We start from the raw sequence: 18,474 nt of genomic DNA on the forward strand, positions 1-18,474 counted from the left end.
GAGTCAGAGAAATCGACTTAAATTGACTCGTTTTTCAGACCTGAGTATAATAGGCATATTGAGTATCGAAGGGAGACAAGCATGAGATGCTGGATTGGAAAAGAATTTCGTTCTTCTTTCTAACGGTTGTCATTGTTCTCGGCGCAATCGGAGCAACGAGCCCTAGACTAGTTGATCGAATCAAGCTTGGTTTGGATTTGAAGGGCGGTTTTGAAATTTTGTACACCGCTGAGCCGCTGACGGCTGGTCAGCCGCTCACCAAGGAAACGCTTACGGAAGCAGCGGAAAGCCTTGCCAAACGTGCCGATTCCCTCGGCGTGGCAGAGCCGGAAGTGTATCCGGAAGGTTCGGACCGTATCCGTGTCCGTCTGGCGGGCGTGGAGAACGAAGAAGAAGTGCGGACGATGATGTCCAAACCGGCTGTCCTGACATTCAGAGGACCGGACGGCACCGTGTACATGAACGGAACGGATTTCGTTGAGAATGCGGCGAAGCTCAGCTACGATCCGAACACGAAACAACCGATCGTTGAGATCAAAATGAAAAGCCGCGAGAAGTTCAAAGAGGTGACGACGAAGCTGGTAGGCAGCTCCCTCTCCATTTATTTGGACGATCAGCTGCAATCGACGGCGTCTGTCAACTATCCGATTGACAGCGATTCCGCGATAATTACGCAAACAAGCGTAACGGAAGCGACGAAAGTAGCCAAAATGATTAACCTTGGCGCGATGCCGCTCAAACTGACGGAAAAATACATACAGCGCGTTGACGCAACGCTGGGGAAAGCTTCGCTGCATGAGACGGCGCGAGCAGGCTTGATCGCTTCGATCCTGATCTTCCTGTTCATGGTGCTGTACTACCGTGTGCCAGGTTTGGTAGCGGCGTTCACCCTGATTACTTACATTTGGGTGCTGCTAGCGATTTTCGACTTTATGAATGCGACGCTCACGCTGCCTGGTATTGCCGCGCTTGTGCTCGGCGCCGGGATGGCCGTCGATGCGAACATCATTACTTACGAGCGTATTCGCGAAGAGATTCGCGCAGGCAAGAGCATTCTGTCTTCCTTGAAAGCCGGCACGAAGCATTCTTTCCGTACGATCATGGATGCGAACGTGACCAACTTGATTGCAGGCATCGTGCTGTACTATGTCGGTAACGGTGCGATTCGCGGATTTGCCGTTATTACGATGCTGAGTATCATCATTTCCATCATCACCAACGTTGTGTTTTCGAGATGGCTGCTGCACCTGATTATCCGGGGTAATTTGCTCAAAAAGCCAAGTTATTTCGGTGTGAAGGAGGCAGACATCCGTGGACTCTAAGAAGCGTTTTGATTTTGTAAGAAGCCGCAACAAATTTTTCCTGATTTCTGCGGCGATTCTACTGGTTGGCTTAATTATGATTTTCGTATCCAGTATGAACTTTGGCGTTGACTTCAAGGCAGGCACTAATATTGACCTCGTGGTTGGCAAACAGCTCGATACAGCGAAGGTTGACGAGATTCTCAAAGGCTTGACGTCCAGCGGCGATTTGAAATCCAAATACGCCGACCCGACAATTGGCGGTAGCAATAGCGACCGCGTGTCCATTCGTTTCGACGACGTGCTGGACGATGCGACGGTCACGAAGATTCAGAAAGCGTTTGAGACGGCATACAGCGCGACTGTAAGCAAAGAAATCAATACGGTCGACCCGCAACTGGCCAAAGAATTGCTGCTTAAAGCGGTGTATGCCGTGGCGATTGCCAGTGTGCTGATCTGCGTCTATGTGAGCATTCGCTTTGAATGGCGCTTTGCGATCGCGGCGATTATCGCGATTTTGCACGACGCGTTCATCGTTATCGCGGTATTCACGATTTTCCGTCTGGAAGTGAACCTGCCGTTCCTGGCCGCGGTACTGACGACGATCGGTTACTCGATTAACGATAAAATCGTTATCTTTGACCGGATCCGTGAGAACTTGCGCTTTGCGAAGCTGAAAACCGACGAAGATCTGGTTGCGCTGGTGAACGATAGTATTTGGCAAACGATGGCGCGGAACATCAATACCGTTCTCGTCGTCCTCGTCGCCGCAGGCTGCTTGTACATCTTCGGCAGCGAATCGATCAAGCTGTTCGCGCTTGCGAAGCTGGTCGGTCTGACGAGCGGGGCGTACTCCTCGATCTTTATCGCATGTTCGCTTTGGTACTTGCTTAAACGTAAATCGCTGCGCAGTTCTAAAAAGAAAGTTGCAGCGTAATAACCTATAGTAGACGGCCGCGTGAATATTACGCGGCCTTTGTATCCTTTTAGGGGGAATGACCTGGTGAGTGACGAGCGTTTGCACAAGATAGCGAATCGCCTTTGGGGAGGCATTATGATCGTTCTCGGCCTTGCGGCGGGAGTTCAGGCCGTCAGCATCGTTCTCGAGAAACAGACGGACATCACTTGGTTGTCCAAGACTGGCGCCATCGCGGGACTGCTCGTCGCTTTGCTGGCGATCCGTTTGGGATTTCGGTCTATTGGGAGATCGCCCCAAGCGGGGCCAAGAAGTGAGCGCCAGCATGATGAGGCTGCCGATATGCTTGAAGCCGTGCAGCGCATGCACGGCGTGATCACGGTCGACGAGCTGAAAGCGCGTGAGCAGGGGCATTATGTGGTCGTGGATATGCGCGTCAGCGTCAATCCTCGGCTTTCGGTCTGGGAAGGTCATGAGATTTCAAAACGAATCAAACATCAGCTCATGAAACAGTATCACCATGTGACCGACGTTAGCATTCATGTGATTCCTTACGATGCGGGCTATCCTTACAAGCCAGGCAATGAGACGGACGTCGGCGAGTTGCCGACGGTTATACATTAAGAAGAACGCAGGAGGATACGCAGTTGTTAGCACCCAAGGCAAGATGGAGCATAGGCCACGCAGATGAAGAACTCGTTCGCACCTTCGTTCAGGAGCTGCAGATTGATCCGCTCGTCGCGAGAATCCTGGTGCTTCGAGATATTCGCACCGTGCCTGCTGCGAATCAATTTCTACACGGAAGCGCGGACGATTATCACGATCCGCTCGGACTGGACGGTATGCGTGAGGCGGTTGACCGCATTCGGAAGGCGCTGGATAACGGAGAATTCATCCGGATTTACGGGGATTACGATGCGGACGGCGTCAGCAGCACATCGCTCATGGCTCACCTTCTGGAAGGGCTGGGAGCGAGGTTCGATACGTACATTCCGCATCGCATTCGCGAAGGGTATGGGCTCAACCTCGGGGCGGTCACGCTGGCCAAAGAGCAGGGCGTGCAGCTCCTGATCACGGTTGACACCGGCATCTCCGCAGCCGAAGAGATCGCCTACTGCCGGGAGCTCGGGCTTGATGTGATCGTCACCGACCACCACGAGCCCCCGGAGAGGCTTCCCGAGGCGCTCGCGGTTATTAATCCGAAGAAGCCGGGATGTCCATACCCCTACAAGTATTTGGCAGGTGTGGGCGTCGCCTTCAAGCTGGCACATGCGCTGCTTGGCCGTTTTCCAGACGAGCTGCTGGAATTCGCAGCGCTCGGCACGGTAGCGGATCTGATGCCGCTGACCGGAGAGAACAGGCTCATTGTGAAGCATGGGCTCGAGCGGATGCAGGATTCCGCCTACGCCGGTTTCCGTGCGTTAATTGCGGTGTCAGGGATCGAGCGCAAGGAAGTGACCGCAGGACATATCGGCTTTTCCTTAGCTCCCAAAATCAATGCCAGCGGGCGGCTTGAAGCGGCCGATATTGCGGTCAAGCTGTTGACTACGCGAAATCTGCAGGAAGCTGAGCAAATTGCCGCCGAATTGGATATGCTGAATAAAGAGCGTCAGCAAATTGTGGAAGACATGGTGAGCGAAGCCTTCGTCATGGCGGAAGCGCAGCGCGATAAAGGGATGGACAAAGTCATTGTCGTCGCTGCCGAAGGCTGGAACGTCGGTGTTGTCGGCATTGTGGCGTCCAAGATTGTGGAGCGCTATTATCGGCCGACCCTGGTCTTAAGCATTGACCCGGCAACCGGGAAAGCGAAAGGCTCGGCGCGCTCCATCGCAGGCTTTGATTTGTATCAGGCGCTCACGGCGTGCAAGGAGCTGTTCGACCATTACGGCGGACATCAGGCGGCCGCAGGTATGACCCTGAAACGGAGTCATTTGGATGAATTGACACATAGACTGAATGAAATCGCCGCCTCCCTGTTAACGGAGCAGGACTACATCCCGCTGATTAAAGCGGATAGCCAGTGCCATTTGGCGGATGTGCCGATCGCTTGCATCGAACAGCTTGAGCTGTTGGCGCCGTTCGGCATGGGCAATCCGTCGCCGAGATTTCTGTTCTCCGGCGCTTCGCTCAGCGACATTCGTACGATGGGTAAGGAGAAGCAGCATCTGAAGCTGGGCATATCCCAAGCGAAGGATGAGGTCGCTTGTACGGTGGAGGCTGTCGCGTTCGGCAAAGGGCATATTGCCGGGTTGATTACGCCGTCGGCAAGCATTGATGTGGTCGGCGAATTGTCGATTAATGAATGGAACGGCGTGCGCAAGCCGCAGATTGTGCTGCAGGACATTCGCATCGAACATAAGCAGGTGTTTGATTGGCGGGGCGCCGGTCAACTGCGCGCAAGGCTGAATGGGCTGGCGGAGGCCCTCGCAGGCAGTCCCTATCAGATCATGCCGGGGCTTGTGCTGTTTCAACCGTCGGATGAGCCGCTTTACCGGGCTGCGGGCGTCTATCTGGGCGAGGAAGTCCCGTATTGGGTTCTCCAGGACGACCAGACGCTGAGCCCTGGCAATTCGCTCGCGGAATCACTGCACTTCGATGAAGCGCAGGACGTCGTTTTTTATACGATGCCAGGCTCAATTGCAGACTTGAGGAATGTGATTCAGCAAGCGGCAGGCATGATGCGCTGCTACGCCGTTTTTGCCGAGCTTGGCGGGGGCAGCGGAAGCACGATGCCGTCGCGCGATATGTTTAAAATGCTGTATGCTTTATTGCAAAGAGAAACCTCCTTGCAGGTTGAAGATACGAGAGTGATGACATCCCTCAGCAAACGCTCGGGCATGTCGCCGGAAATGATTCATTTTATTTTATCCGTATTTGAAGAGTTGTCGTTTGTCCAGAAGAAAGATAAGATAGTAACGATCAACCCTGCGCCGGCCAAAAAGGACCTGGCTACGTCTCGCTTGTATCAACAGCGCGCCGGACGGCAGGAAGTGGAATCCATCGTGATGTATTCCTCAGCGAAAGAATTGGAACAATGGATGGCCCGATATATGAACTGATCACATTATGAATGTTGGAGGCAATTGAATATGAATTTCAAAGATTACATCCGCGTTATCCCCGATTTCCCGCAGCCTGGTATCCGTTTTAAGGATATTACAACGCTTCTGCAGAACGGCGATGTGTACAAAGAAGCGATCGAGCAGCTGAAAGCGCTGGTGAAGGATAAAGAGATCGACGTTATCGCAGGCCCTGAGGCGCGAGGTTTTGTGATCGGTGCTCCGTTGGCTATCACGCTCGGCGTCGGCTTTGTGCCGATTCGCAAGAGCGGCAAGCTGCCGGGCGAAACGATTGAAGCGGACTATGCGTTGGAGTACGGCAAGGATAAGCTGGCGATGCACCGCGATGCGATCAAGCCAGGCCAGAAGGTGCTGATCGCCGACGATCTGCTTGCAACCGGCGGAACGATTAAGACTTCTGTGGATCTTGTGAAGCAGCTCGGCGGCGAAGTCATCGGTGCAGCTTTCTTGATCGAGCTTACGTACCTGGACGGCCGTAACAAATTTGAAGGCATCGACGTGGTATCGTTGGTCCAATACTAATCATGAACTGAGGATCGAATACGCCAGTATTCGGTTCTCTTTTTAGCATAGCGGGAAATAGAGAATTGATGCTTTTTGTCGAACGCTTGTCAGTCAATCCTTGACGAGGAGCCTGACTTGCAGGCATAATGAATAAAAATCACTTTAAGGAATGGGTAGATGCATGGGTATAGAGCAACTGCTGGAGAAGGCCGCCGCCTATCTGAAGGAGAATGATTTGCAGAGGATTCGGGAGGCCTATGAATTCGCGGATGAAGCCCATCATGGCCAAGTGCGCAAATCGGGTGAGCCCTATATTCTGCATCCACTCGCCGTTGCAGAGATATTGGTGAACATGCAGATGGACGTCACCTCGGTGATTGCGGCGCTTTTGCATGATGTCGTGGAAGATACGACCGTTTCACTGGAAACGGTTCTTGATAAATTCGGCAAGACGTGCGCGATGCTCGTCGATGGTTTGACGAAGCTCGAGCGGATTAAGTTCAAATCGAAGGAAGAGCAGCAGAACGAGAATTACCGCAAAATGTTCGTGGCAATGGCACAGGATATTCGTGTCATCCTGATCAAGCTGGCGGACCGTCTGCACAATATGCGTACGCTGAAATATCAGTCGGAGGAGAGCCAGCGCCGGATCGCGGAAGAAACGTTGGAAATCTTTTGTCCGATTGCGCATAGGCTCGGGATTTCGACGATCAAATGGGAAATGGAGGACATTGCCCTCCGTTATTTGAATCCGCAGCAGTATTACCGGATCGTCAATCTGATGCAGAAGAAGCGGACTGAGCGCGAGCAGTACATCGAGGACGTTATTCACAGCATCAAAGAGAAGCTGGACGAAATGGGGATTCAAGGGGATATTTCCGGAAGACCGAAGCATTTGTACAGTATTTATAAAAAAATGAGTTCACGCGGCAAGCAGTTCAACGAAATCTACGATTTGATGGCTTTGCGCGTCATCGTGGACAACATCAAAGACTGCTACGCTTCTTTGGGTATTATTCATACGCTGTGGAAGCCGATGCCGGGCCGGTTCAAGGACTATATCGCCATGCCGAAGCCGAACATGTACCAGTCGCTGCATACGACGGTCATCGGCCCGAAAGGCGAGCCGCTGGAAGTGCAGATCCGCACGTGGGAGATGCACCGCACCTCGGAATTCGGGATCGCCGCGCACTGGGCGTACAAAGAAGGCGGATCGGTCGTGCCGTCGGGCACTTTTGAGGATAAAATGAGCTGGTTCCGTGAAATTCTGGAGCTGCAGCAGGAGACGCAGGACGCTTCGGAATTTATGGAATCGATGAAGATGGACTTCTTCTCGGATCTTGTTTTTGTATTTACGCCGAAAGGCGAGGTCATTGAGCTGCCGGCGGGATCGGTGCCGCTTGATTTTGCGTACCGGATTCATACGGAAGTTGGAAATCGGACGATTGGCGCGAAGGTCAATTCGCGGATTGTACCGCTTGACCATAAGCTCAAAACCGGCGATATTATTGAAATTTTGACGTCCAAGCACTCTTACGGGCCGAGCCAGGACTGGGTTAAAATTGCGCAATCCTCGCACGCGCGCAGCAAAATCAAGCAGTGGTTCAAGAAAGAGAAGCGCGAGGAGAACGTGGAGAAGGGCCGCGATTTGATTGAACGAGAGCTGAAGCGCTTGGCCATCGAGCCGTCCACGCTGATGAGCGACGAGAAGATGCTGGAAGCGGCGAAGAAGTACAATTTTGCCGATATTGAAGATATGCTGTCCGCTGTCGGATTCGGCGGCATTACGGCGGCACAAATCTGCACGAAGCTGACGGAGAAGATGCGCAAGGAGCAGGAAGAAGCGCAGATGATCAAGCTGAGCAGCGAGCTCAAAGAGGTCAAGGCGCCGGCTGCGACCGATAAGAAGCCTCGTCCGACGAACGGCGTGCGCGTCAAGGGCGTGGATAATCTGCTGGTGCGCTTTGCCCGCTGCTGCAATCCGGTGCCCGGCGACGAGATTATTGGCTATATTACGCGCGGACGCGGAGTGTCTGTTCACCGTTCGGATTGTACGAACATTCCGACGGCGATGGGCGAAGAGGAGCGCGTCATCGAGGTCGATTGGGCCGATATGGTCGAATCGAACTTCAACGTTGAGATTGAAATTACCGGCCATGACCGCCGCGGCTTCCTGAACGAAGTGCTGCAGGCCGTCTCGGAAAGCAAGACGATGATTTCGGCCGTTTCGGGCCGTTCGGATAAAAATAAAATGGCGACGATTCATATGACGATTTTGATTAAAAACTTGGATCATTTGCAGTCCGTTGTGGAGAAAATCAAACGCGTGAAAGATGTGTATTCGGTCTCGCGGATCATGCAGACGTAAGGCAAGGAGATTGCGATGAGAGTAGTGGTACAGCGATGCAAGCAGGCAGCCGTGTCCGTCGATGGACAAACGGTTGGCGAGATCGGACGGGGGCTGATGCTGCTGGTCGGCATTACGCACGAGGATACGGAGCAGGATGCGAAATATGCAGCGGAGAAAATCGCCGGGTTGCGCATTTTTGAAGATGAAACCGGGAAGATGAACTTGTCCGTGCAAGAGGTTGAGGGAGGCGTCTTATCGGTATCGCAGTTCACCCTGTACGGTGACTGCCGAAAAGGGAAGCGGCCGAACTTTATGGCGGCGGCAAGACCGGAGCAGGCGGAGCCGCTCTATGATTATTTTAATCGGGAGCTTCGCGCGCAGGGCTTGCAGGTGGAGACGGGCGTGTTCGGGGCGATGATGGACGTGTCGTTGACGAACTGGGGGCCGGTTACGCTCATTATAGAGAGCAAGTAGAAGCGGGATGGGCAAGAGAAGGCTTGGGTATACTAGCAAGTAGAACCCAGGGCAAGTCTGAATGCTCCGAGGGCCGCGATTTTGCCGAATTTTCGTTCCATGCAAGGAACTTTTGTGAAGGCGTACCGGGGGTACGTCAAGCGAAAGTGACGCAGCAGGGGGCGAAAAGGTGGTGAATGATGCCCCTGAGCGGGTTTTCAGACACGCCCAAGCCGGAAGGAGCCGACTCATGCGCCAATCAATCAAAGAGAAAATGATGACCTCAGCGGAGCAGCAGTGGCAGCATGCGAGCTTTGCGGAACGGATGAGCCAAGCCGCGGCGTTTGCCGATGTAGAGATCAGCAGAGAGTTTACATCCGCCCAGGAACAGATGAAGAGCATTCCGAAAAAATCATATCGGTAAAAGCCGAAGCCGCGCGTACTGGTCGACAGTGCTTGCGGTTTTTATTTTATGCGGGCTGTCGGCAGCCGTACAAGGACAGAGCAGGCCCCACACAAGTTACAATTGCGACAAATTTCTCAACTGACAGCAAATTGTGGTAAACTAACAAATGGCATAATAGTTCCAAATGCGAGAGATAAGGTGGGTGCTTTTATCGTAATGGCTAACAGGAATGGAAACCGATCGACTTCCCGGGCGTGGGTTTGGTGGATGACGATCTTGATTGTTTTGACGGTGTTGGCGGCGGCTGCATCGCTGGTGTATCAATATAATCTGCACGTGGACAGCTCGAATAAGCATGCCAAGCAGGCGTTGGAAGAAGTCAAATCCGTGAAGAAGGCGAAGGACAGCTATGATGTCATCGTCGTCGGTACGGACCCTGAGGGCGTGGCTGCGGCCGTTTCCGCGGCGAGGAATGGTCTGAGCACGCTGCTCGTTGACGGGCGCAATCGCGAGATTTTGGGCGGTCTGATGACGCTCGGCTGGATCAATTCCATCGATATGAACTATTCGACAGGGAAGACGCTGCTCGGCAAGGACGATGTGTGGAACAAAGGCTTTTTCTCCGAGTGGTACGCCAAAATTGAAGGCGATTCCTTCGATGTGAATACAGCGGCCAATGCATTCTATGATTTGGTCAAAAATGAAAAGAACATCGACGTGCTCATGGGCACGTCCAAAATCGCGCCGCTGATGGCGGAGGGGAAATCGCTTGTGCAAGGCGCGACGATTACCCTTGCCAACGGCACGACGCAAACCGTGAAAGCGCAGTCGGTCATCGACGCGACGCAAGACGGGGATGTTGCCGCCGCGGCGGGTGTCGGCTTTACGATCGGCCATGAGGATATTGGCGATCCCAACTCGAAAATGGCAGTCACGTTGGCGTTCCGGCTTCGTGGTGTGACACCGGAGGTATGGGACCTGATGGCGAAGCGCCTCAATGGCGATGATGACGTCAATTCGGGCGTTAATGAAGTGAGCGTCTATGGCTACAAAGAAATGAGCAATTATCCGGCAATTAATAAGACAAGAGCCAAGATGCGCGGGCTTAACATGGGCCGTCAGAACGACAACACCGTGCTGATCAACTCGCTGCAAATTTTCGGCGTCGACACGTTCAATCCGCAATCCGTGAAAGAAGCGTTCGATATCGGCAAGCAAGAGCTGCCAAACGTTGTTGACTACATGAAGAAAACGTTCCCTGAGTTTTCAACGCTGGAGCTGGATGCGACTGCGCCTGAGCTGTATGTTCGGGAAACCCGGCATATGCAAGGGGAATACCGACTTAGCATTGTCGACGTCTGCACGAATACGGATCAGTGGGACCGCATCGGCTTCGGGTCCTATCCGGTTGACATTCAGCGCATTTCACCGACAGATTCCGGCACCGTCGTGTGCAAACCGAAGCAGTATGCGATTCCGTTCCGCAGCCTCGTGCCGCTGAAGGTGGACGGGCTGCTCGTTGTCGGTCGCGCGGCGAGCTATGATACGCTGCCGCACGGCAGCGCGCGCGTCATTCCGACCGGTATGGCGGAAGGAGAGGCCGCGGGTGCAGCGGCGGCGCAGGCGAAGCTGGAGAACAAGACGTTCCGCGAGCTGTCCGCGTCCAAGGAGAGCATTGCCAAGCTGCAAGCGCAGTTGAACAAGCAGGGCATGGTCGTGCAGCCAATCGCGATCAAGGCTCAGCCATTTATGGAGCATAAGCAGTTTGATGCACTTAAGACGGCGCTGACTCTAGGTCTTGCGGCAGGCGCTTACGACAACAACTTCCATCTGGACGATGCCGCCAATCCGAAAAGAATGGTGAACCTTGTGCTCGGTGCGCGCAAAATGAAACCGGACGCTTGGAAGGGAGACGCCAGTGCAGCGATCGCGAAGCTGGACAATGCGGATAAAATCCCGCTGACACTTGAACAAGCGACCTATACCATGACACAAGCTCTAGGTATAGCGAGCACGCCAGCGGATGCGCAGGCGAAGCTGGTTGCGAGCAAATTGCTGAACGAAGCTTCCTTGTCGCTGATTGCCGACAAGCAAAAGCTGACGAACGGCGACACCTACGTGCTGATCAAAGATTTGAAGGTTGGCCTGACGGGCAAGCCATAAAACAAAAAGAGCCTTATTGCCGCAGCGGATGTGGCAGTAGGGCTCTTATGTTTTTAGAAAGTGTTTTGGATGATGATAATGATGGCGGTTACAAAACCTAGTCCTCGTCGGAGGCTTCTGCAGATTCATCCTCAGCTTCCGCTTCTTCGTCTTCTTCCGCCTCATCATCCTCGCCAGACTCCGCGTCGGCTTCTTCTTCCGCGTCGCCCGCTTCTTCTTCTTCCGCTTCCGCTTCTTCGTCCTCCTCGGCTTCATCGGATTCTTCTGATTCGCTGGAGGAGTCTTCGCTTTCCTCGTCGGCTGCTTCTTCAGCTATTTCTTCTTCAACTTCGGCTTCCGATTCGGATTCCTCAGAGAAAAGCACCACGAGATCTTGACGATCTTCTTGAAACTCGTTTTGTAGTGTCATATTTACAGCCTCCAGATGGATTATTCAAGGCTTCTTGCCTTGTTGGTACATGTATATGACAAATTAGCATGAATATACGTAGGGGAAAAAATGAAATTGCTTTGAAAATGCGAAGAAACCTGTGGCCTATACGCCGCAGGCTTATCTTCAATAAAAAACCGCCGGGCCGCAAGGCCAGGCGGGTACATATCATTATAGCAGGGCGTCGATGGCATAGTCGCCGCCACCGATCAAGGCGACGCCAAGGGCTATCGCAATGAGGATCAGCGGGTATTCAATGCCGCCGGAAGTGACCCAGAAGCCGCTTTTCAAATGCACGGTGAATATAGCGCCTAGCATAACGAGAATGATAAGTGCTGCACCGACAGCGGTCCAAAGTCCCGCGGCGAAGAGCAAGCCACCGCCAAGCTCAGCGAGTCCGACAAGAACCGCCATCAGAACGCCTGGCTTAATGCCGATAGATTCAAAGAATCCGCCTGTACCTTTCGGGCCGTAGCCGCCAAACCAGCCAAACACCTTTTGTGTGCCGTGCGCCGCCATCGATAAACCGATGATCAAACGAATAATTAATAGTCCAGTTGCCATGACTAACAACTCCTCTTTAAATAAATTTTGTTTAATAACTTACTTTATGTTAGTATATTATTACGAAGCACTTACTTTTGTCAAGTGACTATGTTAAAATTGTTTTATAGGAACCGTTGCACCGTTTTGTAAAACTCGAAGGAGATGATTTTTATGGAAGACTATCAACTGTGCCCGAAATTCGAGAACGCATTTGAGCTTCTGGGAAAACGTTGGACAGGGTTAATCATCCATGTGCTTTTAACTGGACCCAAGCGGTTTAAAGATATATCCGTATTGATTCCCAGCATGAGCGACCGTATGCTTTCCGAACGATTCAAGGAACTGGAAGCCGCGGATATTATTGTGCGTCATGTGTATCCCGAAACACCGGTTCGGATCGAGTACGAACTGACGGAGAAGGGCAAAGGACTCAAGCCGGTGATGGACGAATTGCAGAAATGGGCCGACCATCATTAAATATATAGCAGCCTGTGGCTTGTTTAGCACCAAAATGTAAACAAAAAAAGCACATAAAGGACCTCCAACTCGGTTGAAGGCTTTATGTGCTTTTTCGCTTTCAGGGGTGTCACGGCCGATCAAAATAGATCGGATTCGTCACGGCCGCCAGCAGCTTACTTTGCACCTGCTCAAACCAGCGCCACACTTCGACGCGGACAAAATACAGCCCGTCTCGCTCCACGCTTACATCCATCGTATCTCCATCGGCGATCCAACTCCGCTCCAACCCGTGCTCGCTAATGGCACGCAGCTCATCGCTGGGAAGCAGATGCTCGGCACGCACTGTCACAAGCTCGGGAGCTGCATCTCCAACAGGCACTGTATCGCCCATCATGGCATCGCCGCAGAGCAGCTCGACGAACGGCCCATCGGGGGAGAAGGTTGTAAACGTATGGCCGCGGCCAATGCCGTTCAATACGCCCGCCGACGTTCGCGAGTCTGCGAGCACCCATGTGCATGGGTAGGCGTGCTTTACGTACGGATGAGGCCGATGCGTGTCGCTGCCTCCCACGGCGACGAGCCGACGGCCGGCGGCCAACTGCTCCTGCCACCAGCTTAAAGCCCGGGCGTTGCGCTCCGTCCATGGCCCGTTCCATATTTCCACCCAATCATAGTCGGCAGCGAAGTCCCACAGCCACGGGCAATACTCACAGTGGGGGTGGTTCAGTACGATCCTCGCGCCGCGGGCTCTCGCCGTCGCGATGCGGAGGTCGACATCGGCTTGGGTGACGACGCGGAAATCATCCAGCGGATCGTCTATGCCGAGAAAATTGCTGTGTCCGAAGTTCGTCGTGAATTCCATGCCGGGAATCATAACGACGCCGCTGTTCCGAGGATAGGTGCTGTTTTGACTAATCGCGTTGTGATCGGTCATCGCAATAAAATCGCAGCCGAGCGCCTTGATCGCGGCCGCATTCTCCTCCAGCGTGAAAGAGCCGTCGCTGTGGACGCTGTGCGTGTGCAAGTCCCCGCGCAGCCAACGCGGCGTGCACAGCTCGAAGCGCACGGTCGCATATACCGTGCAGCCATTCTCCGGCACGCGATAGGCGCCCAGCACGACGGCCCAATCGCCGGGCGTCAGTTCGCCGGCGATGTAGCCGGGGGTCGCCTGCTCTGGCTCGATGCGGAATTCGCTGCGCGCGCCTCCGCTCCAGCCGCGCAGGCGCCGGTCGTCGCGCACGCCAAGGTCAATGATTGCATTAGCACCGGCGTCATGCGATTCAACACTGTACGAAACGTGCAGCGTGCAGGCCCGTTCCGGCAACTCAAATGGCAGCTCCACATAGCGGCTTTCCTCGCTTTTGTCGATGCGACGCGTAAGTTTTCGCTCCACAACGACTTGATTCATCTGCTTTGGCATTTGCTTGTCACTCCCTTCCGCGGGGTTCGATGCGCATCCGCGCCAGCACCGGATAATGGTCCGACGGATAGCGGCCGCCCACGTTGTCGCGGATCACTTGCGCTTCCAGTACGTGCACGCCTTCCGAAGCGAAAATGTAATCGATCGGCTGCCCGCCCGAACCGCCATGGAAGCTGTGCGCGGTTAGGCCGACGTCGCCGTCATGCATCCGGTAAGCGTCGAACAGCTCGCTGCGCAGCCGCACGATCGCCGGGTTGCTCGGCCAGGCGTTGAAATCGCCGGTGAGCACGGCCGGCAGCGGCGAACCCAACGCACTTGCAGCCGAAGCCGCCCCGGCATAGCGACCCATCCGGTTGCGAATCAAAGAAGCGCCATTCACGCGGGCTTCCTGCCCGATATGGTCCAGGTGCGTGTTGTACAGCATCCATTCGAGCTTCGGCTCCGCAATCGACTGCAGCCGGGCCCACGTGCAGATGCGCGGCAGGCTGCTGTCCCAGCTGACGCTGTTCGGCCGCTCCGGCGTCTCTGAAAGCCAGTACTGGCCCCATTCCTGCACGCGCAGCAAGCTTGTATCGTAAAAAATCGCATTATGTTCATCCTCATTACCGCCGCCGCGCCCTGCACCGACCCAAGTGTAGCCGGGAAGCCGCTCCTGCAAATCGTCCAGCATCGGCAGCAGCCCTTCCTGCGTCCCGATCGCAGAGGGACGATAGCGGCGAATCAGATCAGCCGCCTGATCGACCCGGTGCGGCCAGGCGTTGTTTCCGTCTTTCTTTTCGTTGTAGCGCAAATTAAACGTCATTACAGTGAATTCCACAGACGTGCCACTCCCATCGCACAGTTTCTATTCTTTGACGGACCCGAGCATAATGCCGTGAATGAAATATTTTTGCAGAAATGGATAAATAATGAGAATCGGTGTCATCGAGACGACGATTTTGGCGGCATTGAGCGTCTTGTCGGACACTTTCTCGAGCAGCGCCGCCTGCGTCGAATCGAGATCGATTGTATTCAGCTGAACGACAAGCTGTTGAATGTACGTTTGCAAGGGATAGTACTCTACGCTCCGCATGAAAATCATGCCGTCGAAAAACGAGTTCCAATGGCCGACGATGCTGAACAACGTGACAGTGGCTAGCGACGGAAGGGACAGCGGCAAAAATACTTTCAGCAGCATGAACCACGGCCCGGCCCCGTCCATATAACCCGCCTCGCTAAGCTCCTTTGGCATATTGCGGAAAAAGTTCATGAGCAGCACGACGTTGAACACCGGCACCGCGCCCGGCAGCACTAAAGCCCACAGCGTGTTAAACATGCCAAGCGTCTTGACTGTCAAATAAAGCGGAATAATGCCGCCGCTGAACAGCATCGTGAACAGCAAGAACCACGTGTAGACACCGCGATACGGAAACTCTTTTTCGCTCTTCGACAGCGGATACGCCATCAAGACGGTCAGCACGAAGTTGATCGACCCGCCGAGCAGCACCCGCTTGACCGAGACGAAGAACGAGTGAATAAAATGGGGCTCGACGATGATTTTCTGATAGGAAGCGAAATTGAAGCCGACTGGCCATAATTTCACCAGACCTCCGGCCGCCTTGGCGTTGTCGCTGAACGAAACGGCGATCGTATGCAGCACCGGAGCGAGGGAGAGGAACGAAATCGCCAGCATGGACAGCAGAATGGCCGCATCCGCCAGCCTTGCCGAGAATGTTTTGTTGCGTACCATAGGGCTCACCAGCTTTCACTAGAAGATGCGGTAATTGGCATACCGATAGGCGATGCGGTAGGAGATCACGATCAAGAGGAAGCCGATGACCGATTTCATCAGCCCGACAGCGGTCGCGAAGCCGTACTGGGCTTGTACGAGACCTACCCGATAAACGTACGTGTCGATGATGTCGCCGGAATCGTAGACTAGCGGGTTGTACAGGTTGAAAATCTGATCGAAGCCGGCGTTCAAAATGTTGCCGATACTGAGCGTAGCGAGAAGGATGACGGTCGGAAGCAGGCTCGGCAGCGTAATGTACAGCAGCTGCTGGAACCGATTCGCGCCGTCCATCTCCGCGGCCTCGAACAAATTCGGGTTAATGCCTGCCAAGGCGGCCAAATAAATAATCGCAGCAAAGCCGAATTCCTTCCAGATGTCGCTGCCGATAATGATCGCCGGAAACCAGCTGTTGCTGGCCAGGAACATAATCGGCTCGAAGCCGAACGATGCCAGCGTATGGTTCACAACCCCTTGCAGCGACAGCAGGTCGATCACAACGCCCGCCAAGATGACCCAGGATAAAAAGTGGGGTAAATAGACGATCGTCTGCACCCACCGTTTCACGGCCATAATCCTTACTTCGTTCAGCAGGATGGCGAAGAAGAGTGGGATAATGAGATGGGCGATGATTTTGCACAGCGAAATAAACACGGTGTTATAGAAAATAACGCTGCTATCATGCAGCTGCAGCAAATAAGTAAAATTTTCGAAGCCGATCCAGGGCGATTTCCAGATGCCGAGTCCCAGCTTGAAGTCCTGAAAGGCAATGGCGATGCCGAACATAGGGACGATATGGAAGATGAGCAGCAGGATGACGCCCGGCCACAGCATAAGATGATAGTGCTTGTAATACGATTTGAAGTTCATAGCCGCGTCGCACCTCCGTTTCAATTAACGAAGAGGCACCGCCCGCTTTGTGAAAGGAGGTGCCTCGCCGCCGGTTATTTTTTGCTGATTTCGTCTCTGACTTCTTTCGTGATGTCGTCGCCGCCTTGCGACTTCCAGTCGGTGACGAATTTATCGAACGAATCAAGCGGCTGCTGGCCCATGACGATTTTGAAAAACGTTTCGCTTTCCAGCTTTTGCAGGTTGGCCCATTTGCGATCCATTGTCTTAGTCGTCGCCGTGAACTCGCTGTAGATGTTGCTGCGCGGCTGCTTGAGCACTTCGGCCGGTTCGGTGTAGCCGTAATACGATTTCCAGACTTTCAGGTCGCCGCGTGGGTTGGCTTGATCCTGCTTCGCGTAATCATACAGCACTTTCACTTCCGGCGTCAGCGACTCGGGCTTCGTTGCTCCGCTTAACGCCTTTTTCAGCATGTCGGCTTTGCGCTCGACGGCGTCGGCGTAATCGAACGTTGCGTTGCCAATCGGCCAATAGGAGGCATCAATCGTGAAATCCAGCTTCAAAGCGTCGGGATCGGTTTTGCGTTGTGCGGCGATGAACGTGTTGGCATAGACCACCGCAGCTTCCGGATTTTTCACGCCTTTCTTCATAACGAGGAACGTATTGCTGACAGGCACCATCAGATTGTTCACTTGCCCTTTCGCGTCAGGGAGGAGCAGCGGGATGAAGTTGGCTTTCGGATTGTTGGTGTATGTATCCATCAGCATGCCGCCAGCCCACCAAGGACCGAGGAAGATGCCGGCCTGGCCGCTGACGACAGGCGCGTTCACATCTTTGCGCAGCGCGAATTCCTTATCGATCAGCCCAGCTGCGTACATGTCGCGCAGCTTGCCGAGCGCCTGTTTCGTCTCCGGCAGAATCGAGCCGTAGACGACGCTGCCGGATTTGTCCTTGATCCAGTTGCTCGGGAAAGCGTCGTAAGCTTCAAAGATGGGCTTGAAGTTGTGGAAGCTGGCTTTTCCAGGCATTGACAGCGCCGTATCCGAGCCGGTCAAGCCGATCGTATCCGCTTTGCCGTTGCCGTCCGGATCTTTCTCAACGAACGCCTTCGCCACGTTCACAAGATCATCCATCGTCTTCGGCGGCTGCAGGCCGAGCTTGTCGAGCCAATCTTTGCGTACCCACACCATGCTGACGGAGTCGGCTTGCACGCTGATGTTCGGGATCGCCAGCAGCTTGCCGCCGTACTTCGCCTTGTCGAGCGCCTTGTTCTGCGTGGAGGCGTACAATTCTTTCGTAAGCGGAGCTGCGTAGGCATCATACACTTTCGTCAAATCTTCGAGTTGGCCGGCTTCCGCCAGCGACAGGAACGTCTGCTCGTCGACCAGCATCATGTCCGGCAAATCGTTGCTGGCCACCGCCAGCTTCAGCTTCTGCGTATAATCCTGCCCGCTCGCATACCATAACAACTTGAAGCTGATGTTTGTCTTGTCTTTAATATACCGGGTGTACTGGTTCTCCTCGACCGTATCTCCGCTCGGCAGCTTGGCTCCCGGCGTCACACCTTTGAACGTCGTGATCTCGACCGGGTTCGGCATCTTGAACGGATCTACCTTCGCTGCCGGCGCAGCCGATGGGGTTGAAGCGTTCTGCCCCTTGGACGTATCCTGGGCGGTCTCTTGCGCCCCTTGCTGCGCAGGCTTATCCGAACAAGCTGTTACGAGTGCCGACACCACCGTCAGTGCGATAAGCGCTTTCATTGTTTTCATGCTATCCCCTCCTTATATCGTCGCTACATCCCCATCATAAAGAACAACGCAGCCTCCGGC

General features: G+C 54.0%; 17 protein-coding genes. 10 read left to right on the forward strand and 7 right to left on the reverse strand.

Features of this window, described 5'->3' with window-relative positions:
* Positions 1–89 precede the first annotated feature (89 nt).
* The 9 genes from secD (at position 90) to ABE504_RS10445 (ending at position 11,173) form a co-directional block, all read left to right on the forward strand.
* Positions 90–1,322 (forward strand): protein translocase subunit SecD, encoded by a 1,233-nt coding sequence (secD, locus tag ABE504_RS10405; protein ID WP_430088680.1) that lies wholly within the window; start codon positions 90–92, stop codon positions 1,320–1,322.
* Positions 1,312–2,238, forward strand: coding sequence for a protein translocase subunit SecF (secF, locus tag ABE504_RS10410; RefSeq protein ID WP_430087859.1), 927 nt, complete (start codon positions 1,312–1,314; stop codon positions 2,236–2,238). The genes secD and secF overlap by 11 nt, the downstream gene beginning before the upstream one ends.
* Before the next feature lie 66 nt (positions 2,239–2,304).
* Positions 2,305–2,841, forward strand: coding sequence for a cation transporter dimerization domain-containing protein (locus ABE504_RS10415; RefSeq protein WP_430087861.1), 537 nt, complete (start codon positions 2,305–2,307; stop codon positions 2,839–2,841).
* 23 nt (positions 2,842–2,864) lie between these two features.
* Positions 2,865–5,276 (forward strand): single-stranded-DNA-specific exonuclease RecJ, encoded by a 2,412-nt coding sequence (recJ, locus tag ABE504_RS10420; protein ID WP_430087863.1) that lies wholly within the window; start codon positions 2,865–2,867, stop codon positions 5,274–5,276.
* Positions 5,277–5,306: 30 nt separating this feature from the next.
* Positions 5,307–5,819 (forward strand): adenine phosphoribosyltransferase, encoded by a 513-nt coding sequence (locus tag ABE504_RS10425; protein ID WP_430087865.1) that lies wholly within the window; start codon positions 5,307–5,309, stop codon positions 5,817–5,819.
* A gap of 163 nt (positions 5,820–5,982) precedes the next feature.
* The gene (locus ABE504_RS10430; protein ID WP_430087867.1) at positions 5,983–8,169 is read left to right on the forward strand and encodes a RelA/SpoT family protein; all 2,187 of its coding nucleotides are present in this window, start codon (positions 5,983–5,985) and stop codon (positions 8,167–8,169) included.
* A gap of 15 nt (positions 8,170–8,184) precedes the next feature.
* Positions 8,185–8,625 carry a D-aminoacyl-tRNA deacylase gene (dtd, locus tag ABE504_RS10435; protein ID WP_430087869.1) on the forward strand — a complete coding sequence of 147 codons (441 nt, stop codon included), beginning with the start codon at positions 8,185–8,187 and terminating at the stop codon, positions 8,623–8,625.
* Between the two features lie 229 nt (positions 8,626–8,854).
* Positions 8,855–9,028 carry a hypothetical protein gene (locus ABE504_RS10440; RefSeq protein ID WP_164716600.1) on the forward strand — a complete coding sequence of 58 codons (174 nt, stop codon included), beginning with the start codon at positions 8,855–8,857 and terminating at the stop codon, positions 9,026–9,028.
* Positions 9,029–9,277: 249 nt separating this feature from the next.
* Positions 9,278–11,173, forward strand: coding sequence for an FAD-dependent oxidoreductase (locus ABE504_RS10445; protein WP_430087871.1), 1,896 nt, complete (start codon positions 9,278–9,280; stop codon positions 11,171–11,173).
* A gap of 97 nt (positions 11,174–11,270) precedes the next feature.
* On the opposite strand, the gene ABE504_RS10450 is transcribed toward ABE504_RS10445, so the two are convergent.
* Both ABE504_RS10450 and ABE504_RS10455 read right to left on the reverse strand, forming a co-directional pair.
* Complete coding sequence (locus ABE504_RS10450) at positions 11,271–11,582, reverse strand: hypothetical protein (RefSeq protein WP_430087873.1); 312 nt, start codon at positions 11,580–11,582, stop codon at positions 11,271–11,273.
* 192 nt (positions 11,583–11,774) lie between these two features.
* Complete coding sequence (locus tag ABE504_RS10455; RefSeq protein WP_430087874.1) at positions 11,775–12,167, reverse strand: DoxX family protein; 393 nt, start codon at positions 12,165–12,167, stop codon at positions 11,775–11,777.
* Between the two features lie 153 nt (positions 12,168–12,320).
* Between ABE504_RS10455 and ABE504_RS10460 the strand changes: the two genes are divergently transcribed.
* Positions 12,321–12,626 carry a winged helix-turn-helix transcriptional regulator gene (locus ABE504_RS10460; RefSeq protein ID WP_126142578.1) on the forward strand — a complete coding sequence of 102 codons (306 nt, stop codon included), beginning with the start codon at positions 12,321–12,323 and terminating at the stop codon, positions 12,624–12,626.
* A 109-nt stretch (positions 12,627–12,735) separates the two neighbouring features.
* Here the strand turns inward: ABE504_RS10460 and ABE504_RS10465 are convergent, their stop codons facing one another.
* The 5 genes from ABE504_RS10465 to ABE504_RS10485 form a co-directional block, all read right to left on the reverse strand.
* Entirely contained in the window at positions 12,736–14,028 is a 1,293-nt protein-coding gene (locus ABE504_RS10465; RefSeq protein ID WP_430087876.1) for a CehA/McbA family metallohydrolase, read from the reverse strand.
* A 7-nt stretch (positions 14,029–14,035) separates the two neighbouring features.
* Complete coding sequence (locus tag ABE504_RS10470) at positions 14,036–14,845, reverse strand: endonuclease/exonuclease/phosphatase family protein (protein WP_430087878.1); 810 nt, start codon at positions 14,843–14,845, stop codon at positions 14,036–14,038.
* Positions 14,846–14,872: 27 nt separating this feature from the next.
* Entirely contained in the window at positions 14,873–15,757 is an 885-nt protein-coding gene (locus tag ABE504_RS10475; protein ID WP_430087879.1) for a carbohydrate ABC transporter permease, read from the reverse strand.
* An 18-nt stretch (positions 15,758–15,775) separates the two neighbouring features.
* The gene (locus ABE504_RS10480; RefSeq protein WP_430087881.1) at positions 15,776–16,666 is read right to left on the reverse strand and encodes an ABC transporter permease; all 891 of its coding nucleotides are present in this window, start codon (positions 16,664–16,666) and stop codon (positions 15,776–15,778) included.
* Between the two features lie 74 nt (positions 16,667–16,740).
* A complete protein-coding gene (locus tag ABE504_RS10485; protein ID WP_430087883.1) occupies positions 16,741–18,414 on the reverse strand; it encodes an extracellular solute-binding protein in 1,674 nt (557 codons plus the stop codon).
* Between the last annotated feature and the right edge of the window lie 60 nt (positions 18,415–18,474).

It is taken from the genome of Paenibacillus oryzisoli, from assembly GCF_050467285.1.
GTDB classification, from domain to species: Bacteria; Bacillota; Bacilli; order Paenibacillales; family NBRC-103111; genus Paenibacillus_E; species Paenibacillus_E oryzisoli_A.